Annotated in this window: 7 protein-coding genes; 4 read left to right on the top strand and 3 right to left on the bottom strand. The window is 73.7% G+C overall.

The window, feature by feature from the left end; all coding sequences use genetic code 11:
* Positions 1 to 36 precede the first annotated feature (36 nt).
* On the top strand, positions 37 to 777 hold the full coding sequence (locus tag AB0J08_RS24360) for a TetR/AcrR family transcriptional regulator C-terminal domain-containing protein (protein WP_360638031.1): 741 nt from the start codon (positions 37 to 39) through the stop codon (positions 775 to 777).
* A 74-nt stretch (positions 778 to 851) separates the two neighbouring features.
* Here AB0J08_RS24360 and AB0J08_RS24355 read toward each other — a convergent pair whose 3' ends face one another.
* The 3 genes from AB0J08_RS24355 to AB0J08_RS24345 form a co-directional block, all read right to left on the bottom strand.
* Complete coding sequence (locus AB0J08_RS24355) at positions 852 to 1,430, bottom strand: MarR family winged helix-turn-helix transcriptional regulator (RefSeq protein WP_360638028.1); 579 nt, start codon at positions 1,428 to 1,430, stop codon at positions 852 to 854.
* A gap of 332 nt (positions 1,431 to 1,762) precedes the next feature.
* Positions 1,763 to 3,892 (bottom strand): MMPL family transporter, encoded by a 2,130-nt coding sequence (locus AB0J08_RS24350; RefSeq protein WP_360638025.1) that lies wholly within the window; start codon positions 3,890 to 3,892, stop codon positions 1,763 to 1,765.
* Between the two features lie 344 nt (positions 3,893 to 4,236).
* Positions 4,237 to 7,359, bottom strand: a complete 3,123-nt coding sequence (locus AB0J08_RS24345; RefSeq protein WP_360638022.1) for a phosphocholine-specific phospholipase C — start codon at positions 7,357 to 7,359, stop codon at positions 4,237 to 4,239.
* A 556-nt stretch (positions 7,360 to 7,915) separates the two neighbouring features.
* On the opposite strand from AB0J08_RS24345, the gene AB0J08_RS24340 reads away from it, so the two are divergent.
* The 3 genes from AB0J08_RS24340 to AB0J08_RS24330 all read left to right on the top strand — a co-directional run bounded on the left by AB0J08_RS24340 (position 7,916) and on the right by AB0J08_RS24330 (position 12,291).
* Positions 7,916 to 8,389 (top strand): hypothetical protein, encoded by a 474-nt coding sequence (locus tag AB0J08_RS24340; protein WP_360638019.1) that lies wholly within the window; start codon positions 7,916 to 7,918, stop codon positions 8,387 to 8,389.
* A gap of 24 nt (positions 8,390 to 8,413) precedes the next feature.
* On the top strand, positions 8,414 to 8,857 hold the full coding sequence (locus tag AB0J08_RS24335; RefSeq protein ID WP_360638016.1) for a hypothetical protein: 444 nt from the start codon (positions 8,414 to 8,416) through the stop codon (positions 8,855 to 8,857).
* Between the two features lie 257 nt (positions 8,858 to 9,114).
* A complete protein-coding gene (locus AB0J08_RS24330) occupies positions 9,115 to 12,291 on the top strand; it encodes an amino acid adenylation domain-containing protein (RefSeq protein WP_360638013.1) in 3,177 nt (1,058 codons plus the stop codon).
* Positions 12,292 to 12,318 lie beyond the last annotated feature (27 nt).

Here is a 12,318-nt window from a genome sequence, read left to right as displayed (position 1 = left end):
CAAGGGCACCGGCGGAGATCGGGACGGGAGCGGGGCTTGAGCAGCACATCCGGCGGCGGGGCGGGCGACACCGCGCGACTGCTCTGGGGCCCCCACCAGAAGCCGACCCGGGGGCCGAAGCCGGCGCTGAGCCTGGAGCGGATCGCCCGGGCCGGCATCGAGATCGCGGACGCGGAGGGGCTCGGCGCCGTCTCCATGCAGCGGGTGGCCGGGCTGCTCGACTACACCAAGATGTCGCTCTACCGCTATGTGCCGGGCAAGGCCGAACTCGTCGCCCTGATGGTCGAGGCGGCGATCGACGAACCGGCCCGGGTCACGCCCGCCACCCCCGCGACGGAGGAATCACCACCCGCCTGGCGCATGGAACTCCACGCCCTGGCACGCCAGTTGGCCGACACCTTCGGCGCACACCCCTGGCTGCCGGACGCCACCGTCGGCCCCCGGGTCCTGGGCCCGAAGGAACTCGGCTGGCTGGAACGGGTGGTGGCCGCCCTGGACGGCACCGGGCTGACCGGCCCGGAGCGGATGGACTCCGCCGTCCTGCTGGCCGGCCACGTCCGCAGCATCACCGAGCAGGCCCGAGCGGCCGGACCGGGCCGCCAACCGGAGTCGGAGCTGCTCGCCCTCCTCGGCGGGCTGGTCCAGGAGCACGCCGACCGCTTCCCGGCGCTCGCGGCGGCGATGACCGCGCAGGACGGCCATGACCAGGCGCTGGAGTTCGGCCTGGAGCGCATCCTGGACGGCCTGGCGGCCCTGATCGCCCGCCGGTCGGGCTGACGGCCGGGGCGACGGTGGTCGGGCTGGCGGCCGGGGCTCCCGCCCGACCGACGCGCCGGTCGGGGCGGACCGGATCAGCGCGAGCGGCGCAGGTCCGCCAGCTCACCGGTCATCCGGCCGAGGAAGCGGGCCACCGCCGCCAGCTCCGCCGGGGTGAACTCACCGCGCACCACCTCGGTGCGCCGGGCCACCGGCGCGAACCACTCGGCGACCATCCGCCCGGCACCCGGCAGGTACCGCACCAGTACCTGGCGGCGGTCGGCGGCGTCCCGGGTACGACGGACGTGCCCGGCCCGCTCCAGCCGGTCCAGCACGGCGGTCACCGCTCCCGAGGTGAGGGCCAGCTCCTCGCCGAGTCGGCCGGGGGTGATCCCGCCCTGGCCGCCGGTCCGGTCGGGCGCCGCCCGCATCACGGCGAGCGGCGCCTGGACATCGGTGGCGTGCAGCCCGCCGACGGCGGCGAAGCCGTGCCCGAGCAGGTTCATCTCGGAGGCGAGGTCCTGCAGCAGCCGCCCGAGCGCCGGGGTGTCGGACGGCGCAGGCGCGGCCGGGGGCTCGGACTCCGGGGCTGACGAAGCCTCGGACGGTTCCGGAGCGTCGGACGGGGCCGGGGCGGGCGGGGGCGTGCTCGGGTCCTGCTCCGACAAGGTCATCCGCTCCGGTCGCGTACGGCGTTCCCATCCACTGCTACCCGTTCAGCCTAACGACTCCGTTCACGACGGAGGCCGGCGCCGTCCTACCGCGCTTCGGCCCGGCACCCGGCGTCTCACGGTCGCTCGGCACCGGACCGGATCCTCCGGGCCGCGCCCGGCAGCGGTAGAACAGTTCGCGGTCACCCTCATCGAGGCCGTGGAGAAGGCCGACCGGCCGCCACCCGGCCGGGTGCGGCAGCCACCGCACCGGCTGGTCGGAGACGTCGGTAAAGGTGAACAGCTTCGGCGTTCCGCACGGGGCCGCCACCGCGTCCAGCAACCGGCGGGCGAGGTCAGACCGGCTCGCCGACCGGCTCGGGCACCGCCGCGCCGGGCGTCACCCGGCCCGGCCGGGCCGGCCACCAGACCGGCTCGCCGAGGTCCCGGACCAGCGCGGGCACCAGCAGCGAGCGCACCAGCAGGGTGTCCAGCAGCACCCCGAAGGCGACGATGAAGGCGATCTGGGCGAGGAAGGCCAGCGGGATCACGCCGAGCGCGGCGAAGGTCGCGGCGAGCACCACCCCCGCCGAGGTGATCACCCCGCCGGTGGCCGTCAAGCCGCGCAGCACCCCCTCCCGGGTGCCGAACCGCAGCGCCTCCTCGCGGACCCTGGTCATCAGGAAGATGTTGTAGTCCACGCCCAGCGCGACCAGGAACACGTACCCGTACAGCGGCACGGAGGGGTCGACGGCGGAGAACCCGAAGACGTGGTCGAAGACGAGCGCGCTCACGCCGAGCGTCGCCAGGTAGGAGAGCGCGACGGTGGCGGCGAGCAGCACCGGGGCCGCCAGGGAGCGCAGCAGCAGCACGAGCACGGCGAGGATGCAGAGCAGGACGACCGGCATGATCAGCGCCCGGTCGCGCTCCGCCGTGATCCGGGTGTCGTACTGCTGCGCGGTGTACCCGCCGACCAGCGCCTCCCCGCCCGGCACCGCGTGCACCGCCTGCCGCAGGCGCCGGACGGTGGCGATGGCCGCGTCGTCGTCGGCCGGATCGGCGAGCGTGACGTCCAGCCGGACCCGCCCGTCCACGGTGGCGGGGGCGCCGCCGGGTGCGCCGCCGGTGTACGGGCGGACGTCGGCCACCCCGGGGACGGCCGCCGCGGTGGCGACCGCCTCGGCCCGCCCGGCGGCGGCGATCACCACGGCCGGGTTGCCGGCGCCGCCGGGGAAGTGCTTCGAGAGCAGGGCCTGCCCGGCCGCCGAGGGCTGGGCCTTGATGAAGAGTTCGCTCTGCGGGACGCCGCCCGAGTCCAGGGTCGGCGCGAAGGCGGCCAGCGCGGCGAGCACGGCCAGACTCGCCGCCCAGGTGGTGCGCGGCCGGCGTCCGACCAGTGCGGCCACCCGCTGCCAGACGGCGTTCACCGGGGCCCGCCCGTCGGCGGCCGGTCGGGCCGGCCAGTAGGCGGCGCGGCCGAGCAGGACGAGTGCGGCCGGCAGGAAGGTCAGCGCGGAGAGCACCGCGCAGCCGATCCCGATCGCGCCGACCGGGCCGAGTGCCCGGTTGTTGGTGAGGTCGGAGAGCAGCAGGACGAGCAGCCCGAGCGCGACCGTCGTCCCGGAGGCGGCGATCGGCTCGACGGAGTGCCGCCAGGCGGTGCGCATAGCCGCGAACCGGTCACCGTGGAGGTGCAGTTCCTCGCGGAAGCGGGCGGAGAGCAGCAGTCCGTAGTCGGTGGCCGCGCCGATCACCAGGATCGACAGCAGGCCCTGCACCTGGCCGTCCACCCGGACCAGGCCGTGGTCGGCGAGCAGGTAGACCAGCGCGCAGGAGATGCCGAGGGCGAACACCGCGCCGAGGATCACCAGCAGCGGCAGCAGCAGGCTGCGGTAGACGGCGAGCAGGATCAGCAGCACCACGCCGAGGGCGACCCCGAGCAGCAGTCCGTCGATGCCGGCGAAGGCCCCGCCGAGGTCGGCCGCGATCGCCGCCGGACCGGCCAGGCCGACGGTGGTGTCCGGCACCCGGTCGGCGAGTTCGCGGACGGCCCGGACGGTGTCACCGGTCTGTCGCCCGAGGTCGGCGCGGAGCTGGACGACACCTTCCAGGGCGCGGCCGTCCTCGGCCGGCACGGCGGGCGACACCCGCCCGGTGGCGCCGGGGACGGCGGCGGCCGCTTGCAGCGCCCGGGTGGCGGCCGCGCGCTGGGCGTCCCCGACCGCTTCGGTGCGACTCTCCCAGACCACGATCACCGGCACCGCGCCGGCCGTCCGGAAGGCCTCCCCGAGGCGCGCCACCTCGGTCGACTCGGCGCTGCGGGGCAGGAAGGCGGCCCGGTCGTTGGTGGCCACCTCGGAGAGCTTCCCGGCGTAGGAGCCGAAGGCGCCGCCCAGACCGAGCCAGACGACCAGCAGGGCGAGCGGGACCAGCAGCCTGGTTCGGCGCCGGGAGGTGGAGCGGGGAGCGGCTGGACCGGTGCGCATCGCGGAGCGCCCTTCGGGCAGGGGCGGGTGACGGACAGCCGGATCCTATCTCTCGACCATCGAGAGACTTGACAGTCAAGAGGTCTGTTCGCCCGGTGGCTTCCGACGCGCCCCGAGCAGGCCCGATCCTCTACGACTCGCCACCTCCGCCGGGGCCGACACGTCCGGCGGGAGGAGCCCTTCCGGACCTCCACGCGCGCGACCGGGCCCAGGCCGTCGCCATCTCCTGTCGCGGCGGCCTGATGTCCTGCTGAGGCACGCCGCCCCGCCTGACACACGCCCCCGAGCCCACGGCCCGCGCGCCCCGGACGGGGTGCGCGGGCCGTGGGAGGACCCTGCCGGGGTCAGCCGGTGATCGGCTTGGTGTCGAGGCGGATGTGGTCGACCGCCCAGAACCAGTTGTTGCCCGCGTCGTACATCCGGAACTTCAGGGTCACCGCACGGGCACCCGCCGGAGCGGCGAACTTCCTGGTGACGAAGGCGTTCTGGACGTCCTTGCCGGCGTTGTCGTTGCCGGTCGTGTCGATGCTGTAGAAGACCAGCCGGGTCTCGGTGCCGTTGTCGAAGACGGCGGTGACGGACGCCTTCTGCGGAGCCTCCTGGCGGTAGTGCGAGTCGAAGCCGAGGTACAGCGTGCTCGCGCCGGCCGGGAGCTGGACGGCGGGCGAGACCAAGGTGGAGTCGAACCTGCCCTTGCCCGACGGCGCGCCGGTGTCGTCCCAGTCGTCCGGATCGGCGACCGCGAGGATGCCCAGGCCCCGGCCGAAGTTGCCGCGGTCCTGCCCGGCCGGGGTCGACCAGGCCCGCTTGGTGTGGAAGGTCCAGCCCTGGAGGCGGGCGGTGCCCTGCGGCATGCCGGGGGCGTTGACCATCGACCAGCCCTGCGGTGCCTGCGGCGTCCAGCCGAGGACGCCGCCGATCGGCTGGAGGGCCCCGGCCAGCGACTCGAAGTCCTCGCCGAGCAGGTGACCGGCCATCACCGGGGCCGTGCGGGCCCCGATCTCGCCGTCGGCGAGGGCGAAGCGGTCACCGGCGAGCGCGCGGGCGGTGACCAGGATCCGGTGGGTGGCGCCGTCCGGAAGCACGGCGGGCGGGGTGACCTCCCACTCGGCGGTGACGGTGGTGCCGGCGGCGAGCGAGGCGGGCGGCGGGGTGACGGCGGTGATCGTCCAGCCGGCCGGTACGGTCGGCTGCGCCTCGATCGCGGTCAGCGCGGCGGTGGCGGTGAACCGGGCGGTGACCCGGGCCGGGCGACCGGGCCGCAGGATCGCCTCGTCGATGGTGGCGGACGCGGCCTTGAGCGTGACGTCCAGGGCGAGCGGGTCGGCGAGGCCCATCGCCGGGTCGGTCACCAGGTGGTCGCCGTCCCACGGGAAGCGCCCGGCGATCCGGCGGCGGAATCCGAGCTCGCCACGGACGCCCACCGCGACGTCGTACCAGCCCTCGGGCCCGACCTTCACGTTGACGGTCTTGTCGTCCCCGGCCGCGACCCGCACCTCACGCAGTCCGTCGCGGTAGGCGAGGTCGCCGACCAGGAAGGTCTGGGCGGTGCGCGAGCGGTTGATCACGTCCACCTCCAGCACCTTGCCGTTCTGCTCCTCGGAGAGCGAGATCTCGTACACCGAGGCGGCGTCCCCGCGCAGGTGCCAGAGTGCGCCGTTCGGGCCGTGCACCCGCAGGTCGTAGCCCTCGGGGCCGACCGTCCAGACGTCGGAGATCCGGCTCCTGGCACCCACGGTGTAGTGGCGCGGCGCGGTGCCGGGCGCCGGATAGACGGCGAAGACGGCACCCTGGCGGCCCTGGTTGATGAAGTCGACGGTCAGCTCGTTGCCCTTGAGCTTCGGCTTGACCAGCAGGTTGTACGGGCTGATCCGGGCGGTGCGGGTACCGCGCTGCTGCTGCGGGAACGCCTGCGGGGCGGGCACGGTGGGCGCGGGCAGCTTGCCGGCGTCGACGACCTTCTGCCGGTTGCCGCTGGTGTCGGGCAGCTGGGGCCAGACCGGGTCACGGCCGGAGAAGTCGAAGACGTCGGTGAGGTCGCCGGTGACGGTGCGCCGCCACGGGCTGATGTTGGGCTCCTCGACGCCGAAGCGCTGCTCCAGCAGGCGCAGCACCGAGGTGTGGTCGTAGACCGTGGAGTCGACCACGCCACCGCGCGTCCACGGCGAGACCACGATCATCGGGACGCGCACGCCCAGGCCCATCGGGTACGGGCCGGAGACCACGCTCTCTCCCGCGGGGAGCGTGTCGGACCAGCCGAGCGAGCCGTCGGCGGCCTTCACCCGGTACCTGCCGTCCTGGCCGACCACCCGGTGGTAGGTCGAGCCGCCCTTGGCGACCCGGACCACGACCTCGCCGTCCACCGGGACGGTCGACTTGCCGCGCCCGGTGGCCAGCGGGGGGACGGGCGGCAGCTGGTGGTCGAAGAAGCCGCCGTGCTCGTCGTAGTTGAGGATGAAGACGGTCTTCTCCCACACCTCCGGCTTGGCGGCCAGCGCGGCGAGCAGCCGGGCCGTCAGGTGTTCGCCGTTCGGCGGGGCGTAGTTGGCGTGCTCGGAGAGCGCGGCGGGCGCGATCAGCCAGGAGACCTGCGGCAGCTGGTCGGCCTGGATGTCGGCGGTGAACGCCTCGACCAGGGCGTCACCCATCGCGAAGGGGTCGTTCTTCTTCGCCGGGTCGCCGACCGCCCGCATGCCGCGCTCGTAGAGCGGCTCGCCCGGCTTGGCGTTGACGAAAGGGGTGAACCATGCGAGCGCGTTGTCGTCGAAGTTGTCCAGCGCCTGGTAGGTCTTCCAGCTGATCCCGGCCTTCTGCAGCCGCTCGGCGTAGGTGGTCCACTCGTAGCCGCCGGGGATCTCGGTGTTGTCGGTCACCGGGGTGTCCCGCACCGTGCCACCGCTGGTCCCGGTCATCAGGTGTTCGCGGTTGGTGTTGGTGTTGCACTGGACGGACGCGTAGTAGGCGTCACAGGTCGTGAAGACCGAGGCGAGCGCGTTGTAGAAGGGCATGTCGGCGGGCTCGTAGTAGCCCTGGCCGAGCCAGCCGCCGGAGCGGCGGGTGACCGAGCCGTCGGCACGGCCGTCGTTCCAGGCGTTCATCGAGTCGACGAAGCCGAAGGCCGGGGCGCCCTGCTGGTAGGCGTTGGTGTGCGCGGCGTTCATCGGGAACGGCAGCAGGTGGCCCTCCTTGCGGCCCGGGTCGGGCTGGTGGAACACCGAGCGTCCGTTGACCCCGCGCACCGCCGTCCGGTCGCCGAAGCCGCGCACGCCGGACAGGGTGCCGAAGTAGTGGTCGAAGGCGCGGTTCTCCTGCATGAACACCACGACGTGCTGGATGTCCGCCAGCTTGCCGGGGCGGGCCGGTGCGGCCAGCGCCTCGCGCACGCTGAGCGGGAGGGCGGACAGCACGGCGGCCGCCGCCGCGCCGCCGAGCAGGGTGCGGCGCGACAGTTCGGGCATCGGACTCATCGGGGGACGGCTCCTTGATCACGGGTGCTGGGCGTCCGTTCGGCCCAGACCCGTTATGTGTAAGCGCCCGAGATGGACGGAACCGGACCGGTTCGATGGCGCCTCGATGACGGACAGTGAACCCAGAGCTGTACAGACAACTTGGCCGCAGCTGCCGCCGACCTCACCCTCGATCCGCCAAGAACAGCTGGCAGCTGACCGAGTACGCCGGCCGCCCAGCCCCGCGCGGCCTGCAGCATCTGCTGTCGCGAAGTCGCTGGGACGCGGACGAGATCCGGGACGACCTGCAAGCGTCGTCCGCGCCCGGATCCAGCTCAGTGGCCCGATCGTCCTGGTCTGGGGCAACATCCACCTCCACCGGCTCACCGTCTTCCACCTGCCCACCTGCCCACCTACGCACCAAGCAGATCCAGTGCCCCCGAGACCTCGTCGACGGCTGCCTCGTAGGCACCGGCCGGCTGATCATGAACGGATGGCCGACTTCAACCATTCCTGACGTTTGTCGGGGAGCCTCGGCGGGCAATCCCGTAGGGCATCGAACGGAGCTTGGGGGGAAATGATCAACGAGAACAGGAACGAGATCAATAACAGCAACATTCACAACGCCGCTCAGTTTGGCTCCGTGAGCGGAGACGTCAATATCTGGAATCAATCATCGAACAATGGGAATTATCTCCGCGCCTACCACATGACTGTCAAGCTGCTGCGTGATTTCGTGCACCTGGTCGTGGGACCGAACCGCGAAATTCTCACCGGGGTGGACCATATCGACTTCGCCCAGCTTCACCGGATGCGCCGTGAGCTGGAGCTCTTCGGGCAGGACTTTCGCTCGTTTGCCCCGGATCCCATATTTGAACTCTACAACCAGGCGTACGCGGCAGTTGGCAACCTGCTTGAGCTGGAACCGCTCTTTTCCGGAAGTCCGGACTATCGGCGAAATATTGTGGTGCCGACTGTCACGACTCTGACACTGGGAATCGGCCAGATCGCCGAGAAGCTCGCGAATTCAGCCGAGGGGAGTGCGGGGTAAACTGACGCTACGGAAATTGAATGCGTGATGTCGGGACTGGTGTGGCCCGCCGTCCATGATCAGCCCGGCCTGGGTGCGGCCCCCGTCTATCAGGTGCGGTCGGTACTGGAAGCGCGAACGTACGTCCTGGCCGAGGAGTGGCGCGGTGGAGACTGGCCCGCGTCGGGCGGCAGGAATGCTCAACTCGAACGCCGCAGCACAGTCTTCATTACTGCCGACGGTTTCCTCGAATTCCTCGAATGCGATCTCGCGGTGGGCGACTGCGTCGTGTTCGACGGCGCGCTCACCCCCCACGGTCGGACGGCCCTCGGTGCCGGGGAGAGCGTCATCCTCGTCAGCTTCGGCTTCCGGGCGCGCGACGCCCACCCGAGCGCCCGAGGGATTCTTGACGGGGCCCGGACACCCCGGAAGCAGAAGGTAGTTGACGAACCGTCGGTCCGCGCCGACCCGGTCGTGAACAACCCTTGACGAGGCATGTGGTCTGTGGAAATCTCTCGGCAGGTCCAGTCCAATGATCTTTCCGCGGGGGAGAAGATCGGACCGCCTGACGCATCAGGGGGGAACCTGGGAGTCGGGTCGGCCTTGCTCCGGCGGCCTGCCGTCCGGCCCGAGGGGCGGGCCGGACCCATGCGGCGGCCGCGCCGTCCACCGGACCGCCACGTGGCGGCAGAACCGTGCGGACAGGAGCCCACAGCCCCGCCTCCGTCTCCCGAATCGAGCCCGCCATGTCCCGCTCCCCCGCCGTGTCCGGCCCGTCCTCCGCTCCGGAGGAGCCCGCGAGAGCGGAATCGCCGACCCGCCCCGGGCGCCCCGCGTCCCCCGCCCAGCACGGCATCTGGCTGGCCAGCCGGCGGATCACCGTCCCCGAGGCCTTCCACCTCGCCCTGCGGTTCCGGTTCGACCGGTCCGACCGGATCGACACCGCCGCCCTGGCGCGGGCCGTCGCCGCCACCGTCACCCGCCACCCCGCGCTCTCGGCGGCCCTGGCCGAGCAGGGCGGACTCGTCCGGCTGGTCCCCGCCGGGCGGCCGCCCGCCCTCACCGTCGTCGACGCCACGGCCGACACCGGCGAGGCGTTCGCCAAGCGGCTGGCCGAGGAACTCGCCCTCCCCTTCGATCTCGCGGCCGGACCGCTGGCCCGCTTCACCCTGCACCGACGGCCCGACGGGGCGGCCGACCTGCTGGTGGTGGGCCACCACGCGGTGTTCGACGGCCACTCCAAAGACGTGCTGGCGGCCGACCTCGCCGCCGCCTACGCCGCCGCGCGCACGGGCGAAGCGCCCGCCACCGGCTCCCCCGCCATCCAGGACGATCTGCCCGCCGATCCCGCCCTCGTCCGCCGGGCCGCCGAGTTCCACGGCCCGCGCTGGGCCGCGGCCACCGACCCGGTGCTGCCGCACGGCCCTCGGGCCACCACCGACGCCGGGCGGGGCGAGGCCGTCACCTGGCGGCTCGACGGCCCCGGCCGCACCGCTCTGGTGGACGCCGCGCGCGACTGCGGGGTCACCGTCTTCGAGTTCCTGCTCGCCGCCCTGCACGGCCTGCTGCACCGCTACGGCGGTGAGGCCGTGCCGGTCGCCGTCCCGTTCTCCACCCGGCGTCCGGAGCAGCGTGACGAGATCGGCCTCTTCGTCAACGAGCTGCCGGTGTACGCCCCGGCCGGTACCGGCGAGGAGAGCTCCTTCGCTCAGTACGCACGGGCCGTCCGGGCCGAGGTCCGGCTGGTCTCGGCCCACCGCGCCGTCCCGTTCGGCGCGGCCGTTCCCGGGCTCACCCCCCGGGTCGGCCTCGCGCCGGTGTCGTTCGGCTACCGCCGCCGCACCACCGTCGACCCGGTCTTCCCGGGCACCGCCACCTGGGTCGACTGGACGGTGTTCCAGCACGTCTCCCGCAACACGCTCCACCTCCAGGCGGTCGAGGACACCGAGGCCGTCAGCTTCTCCCTCCAGTACGATCCGGCCGTCCTCGCGCCGGCCGGCGCCCGGCGGATCGCCGGCCACCTCACCACCCTGCTCGCCGCCGCGACGGCCGACCCGGGAACGGCCCTGGCCGCCCTGCCGCTGCTCGACGAGGCCGAGGAACGCCTCGTCACCACCGACTGGAACGCCACCGCCCACGCCTACCCCGCCGACCGGACGGTGCTCGGCCTGGTCCGTGAGCGCGCCGCGGCCACGCCGGAGGCCCTGGCGGTGGTAGCCGGTGCGCAACGCCTGACGTACCGGGACCTCCTGCGGCGCGCCGACCGGCTGGCCGGCGCGCTGGCTGCGGCCGGCGTGGGCCGGGGCGACCTGGTCGGCCTGCACCTGAGCCGCACCGCCGACCTGCCGACCGCGCTGCTCGCCGTGCACGCCGTCGGCGCCGGCTACCTGCCGCTCGACCCCGGCTACCCGGCCGAGCGGCTCGCCCTCGTCCTGGCCGACTCCGGCGCCGCGCTGCTGCTGGCCGACCGCGAGCCCGCCCCCGAGGTGGCGGCCGCGGCCCCGGCGCTGCTGCGGCTCGCCGAAGTGGTGGACGGAACGGCGGGCGAGGCAGAGGCCGAGGCGTCCGGAGAGGGCCCGTCGACGGACCGCCCCACCGCACCGGGCCGGCTCGCCTACGTGCTCTACACCTCCGGCTCCACCGGCCGCCCCAAGGGCGTCGAGGTCGGCCACCGGGCGCTGGTCAACCTGCTTTGCGCCTTCGCCGACCGGCTCGGCTCCGGCCCCCGGGACGTCTGGCTCGGTCTCACCTCCCTCTCGTTCGACATCTCCGCGCTCGAACTGCTGCTTCCGCTGGTCACCGGCGGCCGGCTGGTACTGGCCCCGGACGGCCTCGCCGTGGACGGCCCGGGCCTGCGCGCCCTGGTCGAACGCGAGGGCGTCACCCACATCCAGGCCACCCCCTCGGGCTGGCGGGTGCTGCTCGGCGCCGGGCCGCTGCCGCCCGGCCTGACCGCCCTGGTCGGCGGGGAGGCGCTGCCGCTGCCGCTGGCCCGGGACCTGCGGGCGGGCACCGAGCGCCTGTTCAACGTGTACGGGCCGACCGAGGCCACCATCTGGTCGACCTGCGCCGAGGTCCCGGCCTCGCCGGAGGCCGTCCGGATCGGCCGGCCGATCGCCAACACCCGCGCCCACGTGCTGGACCGGCGGCGCCGGCTGCTCCCCGTCGGCGTGCCGGGCGAGCTGTATCTCGGCGGCGACGGGATCGCGGAGGGCTACCTGGGCCGCCCCGGGCTGACCGCCGAACGCTTCGTCGACGACCCCTTCGGCGCGCCCGGCGACCGGCTCTACCGCACCGGCGACCTCGTGGCCTGGACCGCCGACGGCGAACTGGAGTTCCTCGGCCGGCTCGACGACCAGGTCAAGATCCGCGGCCACCGGATCGAACTCGGCGAGATCGAGTCGGCGCTGCTGGCGCACCCGGAGGTCGCCGAGGCCGCCGCCGCCGTCCGCCGGGAGGACGACGGGGAGCCGTTCGTGGCCGGCTACCTCGTCCCCGCACCCGGGGCCGCCGCGCCCGACGGGGCCGAGCTGCGCGCCTTCCTCCAGCGGGTGCTGCCGGCCGCCGCGATACCCCAGCGCTTCTCGGTGCTCGACCGGCTGCCGCTGACGCCGAACGGCAAACTGGACCGCCGCGCGCTGCCCGTCCCGCCGCGCCCGGTCGACGCCGCGGCCGCCGACGTGACCGGGCAGCCGGAACGCGACGAGGTGCTCACCGCCGTGCTCGGAGTCTGGGCCGACGTGCTCGGACTGCCCGACCTGGCCCCCGAGGACGACCTGTTCGAACTCGGCGGCCACTCCCTGACGATCATCCAGATCACCGCCAGGATCCGCGACCTGCTCGGCGTCGAGCTCGACTTCGACGTCTTCTTCGCGACCCCCACCCCGGTCGGCATCGCCGCGGCCGTCCGCGACCTGCGCTGACGCGCCCGGTCGGCGCGGTGCAGCGCG

Source organism: Kitasatospora sp. NPDC050463 (genome assembly GCF_040655255.1).
In the GTDB taxonomy this organism is placed as follows: Bacteria; Actinomycetota; Actinomycetes; order Streptomycetales; family Streptomycetaceae; genus Kitasatospora.
This window is presented reverse-complemented; position numbering and strand designations above follow the sequence as displayed.